This window comes from Herbaspirillum seropedicae (assembly GCF_001040945.1).
In the GTDB taxonomy this organism is placed as follows: Bacteria; Pseudomonadota; Gammaproteobacteria; order Burkholderiales; family Burkholderiaceae_D; genus Herbaspirillum; species Herbaspirillum seropedicae.
Genome location: NZ_CP011930.1, coordinates 1,285,801 through 1,300,505 on the forward strand (window position 1 = coordinate 1,285,801; position 14,705 = coordinate 1,300,505).

Annotated in this window: 12 protein-coding genes; 10 read left to right on the top strand and 2 right to left on the bottom strand. The window is 66.2% G+C overall.

The window, feature by feature from the left end:
- Nucleotides 1-515 precede the first annotated feature (515 nt).
- The 7 genes from ACP92_RS05635 (at nucleotide 516) to ACP92_RS05665 (ending at nucleotide 9,233) form a co-directional block, all read left to right on the top strand.
- Complete coding sequence (locus ACP92_RS05635) at nucleotides 516-1,184, top strand: haloacid dehalogenase type II (RefSeq protein ID WP_013233157.1); 669 nt, start codon at nucleotides 516-518, stop codon at nucleotides 1,182-1,184.
- A 142-nt stretch (nucleotides 1,185-1,326) separates the two neighbouring features.
- Nucleotides 1,327-2,949: an ABC transporter substrate-binding protein gene (locus tag ACP92_RS05640; RefSeq protein WP_013233158.1), complete on the top strand. Its 1,623-nt coding sequence runs from the start codon at nucleotides 1,327-1,329 to the stop codon at nucleotides 2,947-2,949.
- 215 nt (nucleotides 2,950-3,164) lie between these two features.
- Nucleotides 3,165-4,121 (top strand): ABC transporter permease, encoded by a 957-nt coding sequence (locus tag ACP92_RS05645; RefSeq protein ID WP_013233159.1) that lies wholly within the window; start codon nucleotides 3,165-3,167, stop codon nucleotides 4,119-4,121.
- Nucleotides 4,118-4,999, top strand: a complete 882-nt coding sequence (locus tag ACP92_RS05650; protein ID WP_013233160.1) for an ABC transporter permease — start codon at nucleotides 4,118-4,120, stop codon at nucleotides 4,997-4,999. The genes ACP92_RS05645 and ACP92_RS05650 overlap by 4 nt, the downstream gene beginning before the upstream one ends.
- Before the next feature lie 4 nt (nucleotides 5,000-5,003).
- The gene (locus ACP92_RS05655; protein WP_013233161.1) at nucleotides 5,004-6,941 is read left to right on the top strand and encodes an ABC transporter ATP-binding protein; all 1,938 of its coding nucleotides are present in this window, start codon (nucleotides 5,004-5,006) and stop codon (nucleotides 6,939-6,941) included.
- Between the two features lie 230 nt (nucleotides 6,942-7,171).
- Nucleotides 7,172-7,906: a cupin domain-containing protein gene (locus ACP92_RS05660; RefSeq protein WP_013233162.1), complete on the top strand. Its 735-nt coding sequence runs from the start codon at nucleotides 7,172-7,174 to the stop codon at nucleotides 7,904-7,906.
- 1 nt (nucleotide 7,907) lies between these two features.
- Nucleotides 7,908-9,233: an NAD(P)/FAD-dependent oxidoreductase gene (locus ACP92_RS05665; RefSeq protein ID WP_013233163.1), complete on the top strand. Its 1,326-nt coding sequence runs from the start codon at nucleotides 7,908-7,910 to the stop codon at nucleotides 9,231-9,233.
- A gap of 6 nt (nucleotides 9,234-9,239) precedes the next feature.
- Here ACP92_RS05665 and ACP92_RS05670 read toward each other — a convergent pair whose 3' ends face one another.
- Nucleotides 9,240-10,184 (bottom strand): LysR family transcriptional regulator, encoded by a 945-nt coding sequence (locus ACP92_RS05670; RefSeq protein WP_013233164.1) that lies wholly within the window; start codon nucleotides 10,182-10,184, stop codon nucleotides 9,240-9,242.
- Between the two features lie 127 nt (nucleotides 10,185-10,311).
- On the opposite strand from ACP92_RS05670, the gene ACP92_RS05675 reads away from it, so the two are divergent.
- The 3 genes from ACP92_RS05675 to ACP92_RS05685 are packed head-to-tail and all read left to right on the top strand — an operon-like array spanning nucleotide 10,312 to nucleotide 13,493.
- On the top strand, nucleotides 10,312-10,728 hold the full coding sequence (locus tag ACP92_RS05675; protein ID WP_013233165.1) for a RidA family protein: 417 nt from the start codon (nucleotides 10,312-10,314) through the stop codon (nucleotides 10,726-10,728).
- Nucleotides 10,729-10,783: 55 nt separating this feature from the next.
- A complete protein-coding gene (locus ACP92_RS05680; RefSeq protein ID WP_013233166.1) occupies nucleotides 10,784-12,244 on the top strand; it encodes an aldehyde dehydrogenase family protein in 1,461 nt (486 codons plus the stop codon).
- A 37-nt stretch (nucleotides 12,245-12,281) separates the two neighbouring features.
- Nucleotides 12,282-13,493 (top strand): M20 aminoacylase family protein, encoded by a 1,212-nt coding sequence (locus tag ACP92_RS05685; RefSeq protein ID WP_013233167.1) that lies wholly within the window; start codon nucleotides 12,282-12,284, stop codon nucleotides 13,491-13,493.
- On the opposite strand, the gene ACP92_RS05690 is transcribed toward ACP92_RS05685, so the two are convergent.
- A complete protein-coding gene (locus tag ACP92_RS05690; protein WP_013233168.1) occupies nucleotides 13,480-14,610 on the bottom strand; it encodes a DSD1 family PLP-dependent enzyme in 1,131 nt (376 codons plus the stop codon). The two genes, ACP92_RS05685 and ACP92_RS05690, sit on opposite strands and share 14 nt — an antisense overlap.
- Nucleotides 14,611-14,705 lie beyond the last annotated feature (95 nt).

The window sequence follows — 14,705 nt, forward strand, 5'->3', positions numbered from 1 at the left end:
GCGCCTTCGCGACGCGCTGCGCTGCGCTGGCCAGGTACGCCAGCCGACCGCAGCGCTACCCCAGCGATGATGCACGCGGTGCGACGCAGAACGGCAGTCTTCCCATGCGTGAATTCGCAATCTTATGGCGATCTGCCCCCTCTTCTCGGCACAAAATTGGGCGGCGTCGGCATTAGCATGGAGCAGCCCCGCAGACGCTGGTCCGGCAGTGCGGCGAGGTGGCGCAAGCCGGTAGCCATGGGGCCTTGCCGGCGCAGACGATCCGCACCAAGTTGGTGAAATTGCCCCAAAGCAGCGCACCCGGATCGCATTGCTGCACTGCTCGGCAAGCTATGCTGATTGGGCCGTCCAAAACACATATTTCTGTTTCGCGGCCCGGTCAAAAAGGAATAAATCGCAAGTTTCGCTATGTTGTAATCCTCCTCATGCACTGAACCGCAATCACGCAAACGAGCAGCATCCAGCGCAGGGCCGACAGGTGATGCGCCTCCCTTTTTTTGACAGGACGACTTTCCATGAGCACTTTCAAGCCCAAGTTCATTACCTTCGATTGCTACGGCACCCTGACCCGCTTCCAGATGTCGGAAACCGCACAGAAGATCTACGCCGACCGTGTCTCTGCCGAAGACATGCCCTTCTTCCTGCGCCAGTTCGCTGCCTATCGCCTCGATGAAGTGCTGGACCAGTGGAAGCCCTACGAGCAGGTCTGCAAGAACGCCATCACCCGCACCTGCGCACGCTGGGGCATCCAGACCAACGACGAGGAAACCGGCGCCTTCTACAAGGCCGTGCCGACCTGGGGGCCGCATGCCGACGTGCCGGCGGGCCTGTCCAAGGTGGCCAAGGAATTCCCGCTGGTGATCTTCTCCAATGCCGACGACAGCCAGATCATGCACAACGTCGAACAGCTGGGCGCTGCCTTCCACAAGGTCTTCACGGCCCAGCAGGCCCAGGCCTACAAGCCGCGCCTGCGCGCCTTCGAATACATGCTCGACAACCTGAACTGCAATCCGGAAGACGTGCTGCACGTCTCCTCCAGCCTGCGTTACGACCTCATGCCGGCCGCCGACATGGGGATCAAGAACAAGGTCTTCGTCGCGCGCGGCCATGAACCTTCCACACCCTTCTACGGCTACACCGAGATCAAGGATATCTCTGGCCTGCCGGGCGTGCTCGGTCTGTAAGTGTAAGGGGCTGTCGCTGCCGTCAGCACTCGCCGTCCCTCCTTGCCTGCTGGTATCAAGCTTGCAAGGAGGTGATGCCCGAGCAATGGGCGGCGGCGCAGCCGGTGGTCTTCGTGGTTGAACTTTTATCGTGAGGCATTTCATGAGCAAGCAGGAAAACGGACGTCACCCCCAAGAGGGTTCCATCATTACCAGCCACACGCTGGAACACGCCCAAGGCGGCTTCAGCCGCCGCGACATGATGCGCACCCTGCTGGCCGGCAGCCTCATGACGGTAGGCGGCACGGGTCTGCTCACGGCCAGCGGCAGCGTCATGGCCCAGACCGGCAAGCGCGGCGGCAAGATGCGCATCGCCACCCAGACCAGTTCCACCGCCGATACCCTGGACCCGGCCAAGACTGCGCATTCCACCGACTACACGCGTGTGCACATGTTCTACAACGGCCTGACCAAGCTCGATGGCAAGCTCGGGCCGCAGATGGTGCTGGCCGAGGAAATGCTGACCAACGACGCCGTCACCTGGACCGTCAAGCTGAGAAAGGGCGTGAACTTCCACGACGGCAAGCCGCTCACGCCAGCCGACGTGGTCTATTCGATCATGCGCCACAAGGATCCGGCCACTGCGTCCAAGGTCAAGGTCGTGGCCGACCAGTTCGAATCGGTCAAGGCCACCGGCCCCAACGAAGTCCAGATCAAGCTCACCAGCGCCAATGCCGACCTCCCGGTGATCCTGGCCACGGCGCAGTTCCTCATCATCCGTGACGGCACCACCAATTTCAGCACGCCCAATGGCACCGGCGCGTTCAAGCTCAAGGAGTTCACTCCGGGCGTGCGTACCATCGGCGTGCGCAACGAGAATTACTGGAAGCCGGGGCTGCCCTACCTGGACGAGGTGGAACTGTTCGGCATTCCCGACGAAGCTGCGCGCGTCAATGCGCTGCTCTCCGGCGATGTGCACTGGATCAACGACGTCAATTCCCGCTCCACCGGCCGCGTCAAGAACACGCCGGGCTACACCGTCATGGAAACCAAGTCCGGCCAGTACACCGACCTGGTGATGCGCCAGGACGTGGCGCCAGGCAACAGCATGGATTTCACGCTGGGCATGAAGTACCTGCTGGACCGCGAGCAGATCAAGATGGCCGCCTTCCGTGGCTACGCCGTCATCGCCAACGACCAGCCCATCGATCCCACCAACCGCTTCTACTTCGCCGGCCTGCCGCAGCGTCCCTATGATCCGGACAAGGCCAAGTTCCACCTGGGCAAGGCTGGCGTGCTGGGCAGCACCATCCCCATCGTGGCCTCGGTGGCCGCGACCGGCTCGGTAGACATGGCCGTGCTGATGCAGCAGAGCGCCGCCAAGATCGGCCTGAAGCTGGATGTGAAGCGCGTGCCGGCGGACGGTTACTGGTCCAACCAGTGGATGAAGGTGCCGGTCGGCTTTGGCAACATCAACCCGCGCCCCAGCGCCGACATCCTGCTGACCCAGTTCTTCAAGTCGGATGCGCAGTGGAACGAATCGGGCTGGAAGAACCCGCAGTTCGACCAGCTGGTGGTGGCGGCGCGCGGCGAGACCGACTTCACCAAGCGCAAGGCTATGTACGCGGACCTGCAGACCATGATCCACGAGAAGTGCGGACTGGGCATCCCGGTCTTCATCATCAACCTGGAAGGCATCAGCACCAAGGTCAAGGGCATCGACCCGGTGCCGCTGGGGGCTTTCATGAACTACACCTGTGCGGAGTACGTCTGGCTGGACGCGTGAGTGCGGGAATTGGCTTGCCTTTGCGATTCGTTCACCGTTCGTACTGAGTAGGCCCGAAAGGGCCGTATCGAAGGCGCGACGTCGGTGCGCCTTCGATACGCGGCGATGCCGCTACTCAGTCCGAACGGGATGAGAGGGGGGCAATCGTGTATGTACATTCGGACGTGTCGTTCAGTGCAAGCGCAAGTCCCAGTAGTCTGTTACCGAGGAAAGCTATGAATGGAATGGTCCTGCGTCTGATCGCGCGCCGCCTCCTGCAGGCGGTGCTGACGCTGCTGCTGGTGTCGGCCGGCGTGTTCTTCATCACCAACCTGCTGCCGGGCGATGCCGCCCAGACCGCCCTGGGCCAGGCCGCCACGCCCGAGACTGTGGCCGCGCTGCGCCTGCAGTACGGGCTGGACCTGCCGGCGCCGCTGCGCTACGCCCACTGGCTGGGCAACCTGCTCTCGGGCAATCCCGGCATGTCGCTGGTCAACAATGTGCCGGTGGCGCAGATGATAGGCGGCCGCTTGCCGGCCTCGCTCATGCTGGCCGCCGTCACCGCCCTGGTGTCGGTGCCGCTGGCGCTGTTCCTGGGCATCTTCTCGGCCATGTATCGCGGCTCCTTCTTTGACCGCGCCGTCAACGTCAGTGCGGTGTCGATGGTGTCGGTGCCGGAATTCCTGGTGGCGACGGTGGCCGTGATGATCTTTGCGGTCAAGCTGCGCTGGCTGTCGGCGCTATCGCATGCGGGTGACGCCGCCACCCTGGGCGCCTTCATCAAGGCCTATGCCATGCCGGTGCTGACCCTGTGCTGCGTGATCGTGGCCCAGATGACGCGCATGACGCGCGCAGCCGTGATCGACCAGCTGCGCTCTTCCTATGCCGAAATGGCCCTGCTCAAAGGCGTCAAGCGCACCCGCATCGTGCTGCGCCACGCCTTGCCCAACGCCATCGGCCCGATTGCCAATGCGGTGGCGCTGAGCCTGTCCTACCTGCTGGGCGGCGTCATCATCGTCGAGAGCATCTTCAATTACCCCGGCATCGCCACCTTGATGATCGACGCCGTGACCACCCGCGACATGCCGCTGGTGCAAGCCTGTTCCATGATCTTCTGCGCCGGCTATCTGCTGCTGGTGCTCACCGCCGATGTGCTGGCCATTGTTTCCAATCCAAGGTTGAAGACCCGATGAAAGCCCTCCACGACTCCACCGGCAGCCAGGCGGGCGCGCCCGCACCCGCAGCCAGCGCACCCGCCAAGCGTGTGCGCCGCCATTCGACCATGGCCTGGATCGGCATGGCCATCGTCGGCTTCTGGATCCTCATGGCCATCCTCGGGCCCAGCATCTCGCCCTATGACGCCACGGCCATCGTCGACACCGACGTGTTCTCCGGCATGAGCCACAAGTTCCTGCTGGGCAGCGACTACCTGGGCCGCGACATGTTGAGCCGCATCCTCTTCGGCACCCGCGCCACCATCGGCCTGGCGCTGGCCGCCACCGTCCTGGCCAGCGCCACGGGCACGGCCATCGCACTCTTCGCAGCCTTCTCGGGCGGCTGGCGCGACGCCGTCATCAGCCGCGCACTCGACGCCCTGATCTCCATTCCCAGCAAGATGTTCGCGCTGATGATGGTGGCCACCTTCGGTTCATCCATGCTGCTGCTGGTGCTCACCGCGGCCATCACCTACATGCCCGGCGCCTACCGCATTGCGCGCTCGCTGGCGGTCAACGTGCAGGCCATGGAATACGTGCAGGCCGCACGCGCTCGCGGCGAGGGCGTGTGGTACATCATGACCGTGGAAATGCTGCCCAACATGATCCGCCCGGTGCTGGCCGATTTCGGCCTGCGCTTCGTCTACGTGGTGCTGCTGCTGTCGGGCCTGAGTTTCCTCTCGCTGGGCGTGCAGCCGCCGGACGCCGACTGGGGCTCGCTGGTGCGGGAAAACATTTCCGGCCTGGGCGAGGGTGCGCTGGCGGTGATCATGCCGGCCCTGGCCATTGCCTCGCTGACCATCGGCGTGAACCTCTTGATCGACAACCTGCGCAGCAAGCGCGCTGCCAAGGAGTAAGCCTGTGAAGCAATTCGATATCTTCCTCGGCAAGGAAAGCGGCGCTGGGGCCGGAGGCGCCGGCAGTGGCGCGGCATTGCGACCACTGGTGGAGGTGCAGGGCCTGCGCGTGAATGCGCGCAAGGAAGACGGCAGCCAGGTCGAGATCGTCAAGAACGTCAACTTCACCGTCGCACGGGGCGAGGTGCTGGCCCTGATCGGCGAATCCGGTTCCGGCAAGACCACCATCGCGCTCTCGCTGCTGGGCTATGCCCGTGCCGGCTGCCATATCGCCGGCGGCCAGGTGCGCATCGGCGAGCGCCAGATCGACCAGATGGATGAAAAGGCGCTCCTGGCCATGCGCGGCCACCACGTGGCCTACATCGCCCAGAGTGCGGCAGCGGCCTTCAACCCGGCGCGCACGCTGATGGACCAGGTGATCGAGAGCGCCCTGCAGCACGGCGTGATGGACAAGGCCAGCGCCATGCGCAAGGCCGTCGAGCTGTTCCGCGCGCTGGCGCTGCCCAACCCCGACAAGATCGGCGAACGTTATCCCCACCAGGTCTCGGGCGGACAGTTGCAGCGCGTGATGGCGGCCATGGCCTTGGTCACTGGCCCGGAACTGGTGATCCTGGACGAACCCACCACGGCCCTGGACGTGACCACCCAGATCGAAGTGCTGCGCGCCTTCAAGAACGTGGTCAAGGAACTCGGCACCACCGCCGTCTATGTTTCGCACGACCTGGCGGTGGTGGCGCAGATGGCCGACCGCATCATCGTGCTGCGCGATGGCGCGGTGCGCGAAACCGGTTCGACCAGCCAGGTATTGCACGCGCCCGCCGACAGCTATACCCAATGCCTGCTGGCCGCCGCTTCGCCGGCTGCGCGCGTGGTGCAACTGCGCGAGATCCTGCCCGCGACCCTGCCGGCCGAAGCGCGTGCGCCGCTGCTGCGCATCAGCGGACTGGTGGCGGGCTATGGCGCACCGGACCGGCTGGGCCTGCCGGGCGTACGTATCCTGGACGACATCAACCTCACCATCCAGCGCGGCAGCACCGTGGGCATCATCGGCGAATCCGGTTCCGGCAAGACCACGCTGGCGCGCGCCGTGGCCGGCATGATCGCGCCGGCGCGCGGCAGCATCCAGCTCGATGGCGAAACGCTCTCGCCCACGCTCGAAGGCCGCACCCGCGAACAGTTCCGCCGCGTGCAGATCGTGTTCCAGAACGCCGATACGGCGCTCAATCCCTCCCACAGCATTGGCCGCATCCTGAACCGGCCGCTGTCCTTCTATCACGGCTTGAAGGGTGAGGCCATGCGGCGTCGCACGGCTGAACTGCTGGACCTGGTCCAGCTGCCCGCGACCGTGATCGACCGCCTGCCAGCCGAACTCTCAGGCGGCCAGAAGCAGCGCGTGAACCTGGCCCGCGCACTGGCGGCCAAGCCCGACCTGATCCTGTGCGACGAGGTGACCTCGGCCCTGGATACGGTGGTGGCCGCCGCCATCCTGGAGTTGCTGGCCGAACTGCGGCGCGAGCTGCAGGTGTCCTACATGTTCATCAGCCACGACATCAGCACGGTGCGCGCCATCTGCGATGACATCGTGGTGCTCTACGCCGGCCGCATGGTGGCCAACCGCCCGCGTGAGGCGATGATGGCGCCGCCCTATCACCCGTATTCGCACCTGCTGCTGTCGTCGGTGCCGGCCATGCAGCAGGGCTGGCTGGAACAGGTGGCCGGGGCAGGGCAGCACAAGCTGCCGCCCATCGGTGCTGTCGATCCCTCGCCGGACATCTGCGCCTTCCTGCCGCGTTGCGCGCAGCGCGTCGATGGCGTGTGCAACGTGGTGCCGCCGCGCCGCCGCAACATGGAACATGGCGGCGAGATCCTCTGCCATCGCTCGGATGCCGATCTGCAGCAGTCGCAGACGCCGCTGGTGCCGGTGGAGGGTGTGACGGTCTGAATACGATGCTGCAGGGTGACGGCAGCCCAAGCAGGAACGGAGCATTAAGCCAGATTTAATGCCGGATTCCATGAGTATTAACCACAGCGTCCGACGCGGGACCTAGCATCGTCAGGCATGGCGTGCTGGCCGCCAGCGGTCGGACCAGGAAGAAAAGATCCGGGCAGGACGGGAACAGGTAAATCGCACTGACTCCGTCGTCCTCCCACCCCAAGGAAACAGGAGAAAAAATGACTGCAGCGTTGGTGTTGTACCGTGCCTCTGGCGACCCCGTATCCACCGCATTCCGCCCCGGCGCGCTGGGCGCCGCCGATCCCTTTGCGGCCTTGCGCGAGATCGCCTGGCAAGGCATCGGCGGCATGAGTGCAGGCCGCCTGCGCTTCGATGGCGCTCTCGAGATCGCCCGCTTCCCGCACCAGGAAACCCTGGTCGTGGTGCAAGGTGAACTGATCCTTGAAACCGAAGGCGCAGCACCCCTGGTGCTCAAGCCCGACAGTGGCGTGGTGATCGCCACGGGCGCGGCGCTGCGCATCTCTGCCACGCAGCCGACCCTGGCCGTGTTCTGCGCCGCCGACTGCCCGCAGCCGGTGCAGCCGGGCGTGTTCCCGCTGGTGGCCGAGGCCGACTTCAAGCCCTCGCTCAATGCGCTGCCCAAGGAAATCCTGCTGGGCGATGCGCCCCAATGCCGCAGCGACAACGTCGTCGATGAAAGCTCCATCGGCTGCAAGATCGGCACCTGGGATTCCACCCCTTACCACCGCATCGTGCGCGCCCATCCGGTCAATGAGTTCATGCACATCCTCGATGGCGGCGTGCGCTTTGCCCAGACCGATGGCAGCGTGGTGACGGTGGAAAAGGGCGATGCCCTGTTTGTGCCCAAGGGCGAGGCTGTCGGCTGGGAGAGCAGTGAGCGGGTGGCCAAGTTCTACGTGGTGCAGACCGTGCCGGCCGAAGGAGGCAAGTAAGATGTCGCCTCCGCTCGTCCAGGTCCAGAGTCCTACCATTCCCCCGGCGTCGGCCGATGTGGTCGTCATCGGCGGCGGCATCATCGGCATCTTCACCGCCTACTTCCTGGCCAAGCGCGGCATCTCGGTGGCGGTGGTCGAGAAGGGTCGCATCGGCGCCGAACAATCCAGCCGCAACTGGGGCTGGTGCCGCCAGCAGAACCGCGATGCGCGTGAACTGCCGATGGCCACCAAGAGCATCGACCTGTGGGAACAGTTCTCCGCCGAGACCGGCGAAGACACCGGCTTCAACCGCTGCGGCCTGCTCTATCTGTCCAACGACGAGGAAGAGATCGCCCGCTGGGCCGCCTGGGGCGACTTCGCCAAGACCGCCGGGGTGACCACCTACATGCTCGATTCCAAACAGGCTGCCGAACGTGGCCATGCCACCGGACGCGCCTGGAAGGGCGGCGTCTTCTCGCCCACCGACGGCACTGCCGACCCGGGCAAGGCGGCACCCGCCGTGGCGCGCGCCATCATGAAGCTGGGTGGCCACGTGATCCAGCAATGCGCCGCACGCGGCATCGACACCGAAGGCGGCCGTGTCTCGGGCGTCATCACCGAAGCCGGCGTCATCAAGACCAAGGTCGCGGTCATGGCTGGCGGCGCCTGGGCCTCGTCGTTCTGTCATCAACTGGGCATCCGCTTCCCGCAGGCCTCGGTGCGGCAATCCATCATGAGCGTGGCGCCCATGGAGGCGCCCTTGCCGGGTGCGCTGTACACCTCCGGCGTGGCCGTCACGCGACGCAGCGACGGTTCCTATGCATTGGCCATCAGCGGCCGCGCCCGGGTCGATCCGACCATGCAGTTCCTGCGCTTTTCGCCGCAGTTCCTGCCGATGTTCGCCAAGCGCTGGCGCAGCCTGTCGCCGGGCGGGCTGGAAGCCTGGCGCAGCGGCCACGAGACCCTGTCGCGCTGGCGCATGGATGCGCCCACGCCGATGGAACGCATGCGCATCCTGGACGCCTCGGCCGATCCGGCATCGATACGCGCCACCCATCGCCGTGCGGTCGAGTTGTTGCCACAGCTGGCCCAGGCCAAGGTCACCCACACCTGGGCCGGCTATGTGGACAGCACGCCTGATGGCGTGCCGGGCATCGGCGAATTGCCGCAGACACCAGGACTGATCCTGGCCGCCGGTTTCTCCGGTCACGGCTTCGGCATCGGGCCGGGCGCCGGTCACCTGATCGCCGACCTGGCCAGCGGCGCTGCGCCCATCGTCGATCCGCGGCCCTATCACCCGAATCGATTCAGCGATTCGTCCTGGGGCAAGGTGGCCGATTTCTGAAGCAGGTCAACGCCGCCAGGGGATAGGCTGGAAAGCCCGCTTGGCGGCCTCGAGGAAGACGCGCTGGCGCAGCGTCAAGCCCTGGCGGCCAGGCAGCAGGGCCATGATGGGCGCGGGATCGAGCTGCCAGCCGGGCAGCACGCGCTTGAGGCTGCCGTCGGTCAGCAGGTGGGCGCAATCCCATTCGGAACGCGCCACGAAGCCTTCGCCATCCAGCGCCCAGTCGCGCGTGATGGTGCCGTCGTTGGAGGAGAGCGCGCCGTTGAGCTTGACGGTCAGCGCCTTGCCGGTGCGGCGGCCGGCGCTATCGACGGGGGTGAAGCGCAGGCGGCTGAGGTCGTCGTCGTTTTCGCGCAGGCTCAGGTAGGGATAGTCGGCCAGCTCGGAAGGGTGCCGGGCGCGGTTCATGCGCCGCGCCAGCGCCGGACTGGCGCACAGGAAACGCTCATTGGGCGCGAGGAAGTGTCCGACCCAGGACGAACCCTTGACGCGTCCGATGGAAATGATGGCGTCAGCCCCGCTGGCGGCGGCCAGCGGACTCTCGGCCAGCAGCAGCGAGATCGCCAGGCGCGGATGGTTGCGATGCAGGTCGCGCACCAGCGGGGCGACGTAGCGGCGGCCGAAGCCGAAGGGCGCCACCACCCGCAGCGAACCGCTGACGTTGGCCAGGCTGGCGTGCTCGCCGCGGTCCGATTCACGCGAGACGCTGGCGGTGATGGCCTCGATGCGTTCGAGGATGTCAGTGGCTTCCTGCACCAGGCGCTGGCCCTCATCGGTGAGCGCGAAACCGCGCGCGGCACGGTTGGCCAGGCGCACGCCGATGCGGTCTTCGATGCGCTGCAGGCGCACCGTCACGGCCGGCGGCGTCAGGTCGAGCAGGCGGGCCGCGCCCGCCAGCGAGGCGGACGAACCCAGCGCACGCAGCAGTTGCATGTCATCGAGTTGCAGCATTAAAGACCTCTTAATGGTGGATTGAACGAACATTAAACATCGCTGACCGCATTTTGGCTACAGTCCATCCGGGGAATTGCGCGGCTCCTCACGCTCCCTAGTCCCGCTCATCACACACCGACACGCCATGAACCACGACCAACATCACGCCGACCCTGCCGCTACGTATCCAGTCACCCACAACCCCGCCGGTCTGGCCACGCCCGGCGGCCACTACAGCCATGTCGCCACCGGCAATGGCATGGCCTTCATCTCCGGCCAGCTTCCCATCGACGCGCACGGCAACAAGCTTGCCGAGGCCTCCTTCGACGTGCAGGCCCGGCAGGTGCTGGCCAATGTCGAGGCCGCCCTGGCCGGCGTCGGCAGCGAGATCGGCAAGCTCTTGCAGGTGCGCGTGTACCTGACCGACGTGGCGCACTGGCCGGCCTTCAACGACCTCTATGCCGCCTGGGCCGGCAGCGCCCGTCCGGCGCGCGCCGTGGTGCCGGTGCCGGCGCTGCACTTCGGCCTGCAGATCGAGGTCGAGGCCACGGCGCTGCTGTGACCCTTCGCGGCACGCGAGACCAACTAAGACACAAGGACAGGAAGGACACCCCGACATGACCAGTTCCCCTCTGACGCATTTGACGCGCAACGCCCGCCTGGACCACTTCTACATCGATGGCAAGTGGCAGCCTCCGCAGGGCAGCGAGCGGGCTGCCGTGGTCGCGCCCGCCACCGAAGAGCGCGTCTGCGAGATCGCACTGGGCAATGCCGCCGATGTGGATCAGGCGGTACAGGCCGCGCGCCGGGCGATTCCGGCCTGGGCCGCGACCTCGCCGCTGGAACGCGCCGCGCTGCTGGGCCGTGTGCATGCGCTGCTGCTGGAGCGCAGCGAACTGTTCGCCCAGGCGCTGACGCTAGAGATGGGCGCACCCATCAGCTATGCGCGCACGGCCCATGTGCCGCTGGCCGCCGAACACCTGCGGGTGGCGCGCGACAATCTGGCCGACTACCCCTTCATCCGTCCACGCGGCACCACCGCCATCGTGCGCGAGCCGATCGGCGTGTGTGCGCTCATCACGCCCTGGAACTGGCCGATCTACCAGATCACCGCCAAGGTCGGCCCGGCGCTGGCGGCCGGTTGCACCGTGGTGTTGAAGCCGAGCGAGCTCTCGCCGCTGTCGGCCCTGCTCTTTGCCGAGATCGTCCATGAGGCGGGTGTCCCGGCCGGGGTCTTCAACCTGGTCAATGGCAGTGGCGCCGAGGTCGGTGCGGCCCTGTCTGCGCACCCGCAGGTGGACATGATTTCCATCACCGGTTCCACCCGCGCCGGCGTGCTGGTGGCGCAGGCAGCCGCCGTCACCGTCAAGCGCGTGGCCCAGGAGCTGGGCGGCAAGTCGCCCAACCTGGTGCTGCCCGATGCCGATCTCGAACGCGCCATCCCGCCCGGGGTGGCCGCCGCCTTGCGCAACATGGGCCAGTCCTGCAGTGCGCCCACGCGCCTGATCGTGCCGCGCGCGGCGCTGGCGCGGGTGCATGAACTGGCGCTGGCGACGCTGGCGCAGATGAAGGTGGGCGACCCGAACGATGCGGCCACCACCCACGGCCCGCTGGCCAATCGTGCGCAATTCCTGCGCGTGCAGCAGATGATCGAAGCGGGGCTGCAGGATGGCGCGCGCCTGCTGGCCGGCGGCCCCGGACGTCCGGATGGCCTGGCGCAGGGCTACTATGCGCGACCCACGATCTTCTCGGAGGTGCACACCGACATGGTGATCGCCCAGGAAGAGATCTTCGGACCGGTGCTGGCCATCCTGCCCTATGACACCGTGGAAGAAGCCATTGCCATCGCCAACGACACCGTCTATGGCCTGGGCGCGCATGTGCAGGGCCGCGACAAGGACCAGGTGCGGGCGGTAGCGGCGCGCATCCAGTCCGGCCAGGTCCACCTGAACTATCCGGCCTGGGACCCGCAAGCCCCCTTCGGCGGCTACAAGCAATCCGGCAACGGGCGCGAGTATGGCGTGGAAGGGATGGAAGAATACATGGAAGTCAAAGCCATCCTGGGCTATTACGCCTGACGGCGCACTGCGCTGGCAACCCATCCTCATCCGCATCATGGAACACACTGGACATCAGCACGACACCTTGCACCAGCACCGCGCCCACTGGGCCGGCCTGCGCCGCGACCTGCACGCGCATCCCGAACTGCGCTTCGAAGAACATCGGACGGCCGACGTGGTGGTGCGGGAACTGCAATCCCTGGGCTACACCGTCACCCGCGGCCTGGGCGGCACCGGCGTGGTGGCCAGCCTGGCGGGCGCCGACCCGCAGCGCGGCATCGTGCTGCGCGCCGACCTGGACGCCTTGCCCATCGTCGAGGCCAACGATTTCGCCCATGCCTCCTGCACGCACGGCGTCATGCACGCTTGCGGCCATGACGGCCACACCGTCATGCTGCTGGGCGCGGCGCGCCTGCTCAAGCAGGGGCCGATGCTGCCGGGCAGCGTCCATTTCGTGTTCCAGCCGGGTGAAGAGGGCGGGGCGGGGGCGCGCAAGATGATCGATGACGGGCTCTTCGAGCAGTTTCCCACCGAGGCCGTGTTCGGCATGCATAACTGGCCGGGCTTGCCGGCCGGGCAGTTCGGCTTGCGCCCCGGCCCCATCATGGCGGCGGGTTCGCGCCTGAAGATCACCATCACCGGCAAGGGCGCCCACGCGGCCCAGCCGCACCTGGGACTGGACCCGATTCCGCTGGCCTGTTCCATGGTCCTGCAGTGCCAGACCATTGCCGCGCGCCACAAGGACCCGGTCGATCCGGCGGTGATCTCGGTGTGCATGTTCCATGCGGGCGATACCGACAACGTCATTCCTGACCGGGCAGAACTGCGCGGCACCATCCGCACGCTGTCGTCCACCTTGCAGCAGAAGCTGCAGGAAGACATCCGCCGCATGTGCCATGCGTTGGCCGAGGCGTATGGGGCCAAGGTGGAGGTGGAATTCTTCCAGTACTACCCGGCCACCATCAACACACCGGCCGAAACCGACTTCTGCGAACGCGTGATTCGCCAGACCTTCGGCGATGATCGCATCCGTACCGGTATCCCGGCCAACATGACCTCCGAGGATTTCGGCTTCATGCTGGAGGAGCGGCCCGGCGCCTATGTCCTGATCGGCAATGCGCCCCAGGACCGCGCCTCGCATTCGCTGCACCACCCGCACTACGACTTCAACGACGACATCATCGAAGCCGGCGTGCGCTACTGGGTGGCGCTGGCGCAGGGCTATTTCGGCAGTGGCCTCAAGGGCGAGGCGGTCACCAGCCGTTGAAGCGCGGCCAGGTGGCCACGCTGCCGTCGGCGGCGATGGCGTGGTAGTGCTGGTGCTGCGCGCCGGTGGCGCAGGCGTGGTTGGGCAGGATGCGCAGGCGCGTGCCGATGGGCAGGTGCTCTGCGATCTGGGCGTCGGGCGTTCCCTGGCGCGAGAGGATGCCGTGCTCCTGGTTGGCGCCGCTCATGAGGTAGCCCTCCAGCACCTGACCTTCTTCCGTGCAGACCTGGCCATAGCCGAAGTCGTGCTTGCGTCCCTGGGTGCCGCGGTCGCGGCTCATGGCCATCCAGCCGGCATCGACGATGGCCCAGCCTTTTTCGGGCTGGTGGCCGATCACGGTAGTCAGCACGCTCAGGGCGATCTCGTACATGGTATTGACGCCCACGTTGTGCATCACCAGGTCGAACATGGCATAGACACCGGCGCGCACTTCGGTCACGCCGCGCAGGTGTTCTGCGCGCAGGGCGGTCGGGGTCGAGCCGATGCTGACCACGTCGCAGGGCAGGCCGGCTTCGCGCAGGCGCTCGGCGGCGCGCACGCAGCCAGCGCGTTCCTGTTCGGCCACGGCGATGAGGGCTTCGTCGTTGTCGTAGTCATAGCTGGAGCCGGCGTGGGCGATCACGCCGCCGATGCGCATGCCCCCTGCGTGGAGTACGTTGCCCACGGCCAGCAGTGTGGCGTCTTCCGGAGCGATGCCGGAGCGATGGCCATCGACGTCGATCTCGATCCAGACGTCGAAGCATTCCTCTTGCGCCTGGCCGAAGGCCACGATGGCTTCGGCACAGACCACGCTGTCGGCCACGATCTTGAGGTTGCAGCCCTGGCGGCGCAGCGCCAGCGCCTGGCCCAGTTTGGTGGGGGCCATGCCGACGGCGTAGACGATGTCGCTGATGCCGGCGGCAAAGAACTGTTCGGCCTCCTTCAGGGTCGAGACCGTGATGCCGCTGGCGCCGGCCTGCAATTGCGCCTGCACTACCTCATTGCACTTGGTGGTCTTGACGTGCGGACGAAAACGCACGCCCAGCGCATCCATGCGCTGCTGCATGCGGGTGATGTTGCGCTGCATGCGGGCAACGTCGATGAGGGCGGCGGGGGTGGGCAGTGACGCCAGGTTCATGGTGGACTCCTGAAATTGCTCTGGTGGAGCGATGACTATAGGAGATCGGCATCAAGACGTGCTTAATGCTGGATGAATCCAGCATTAAGCGTGGT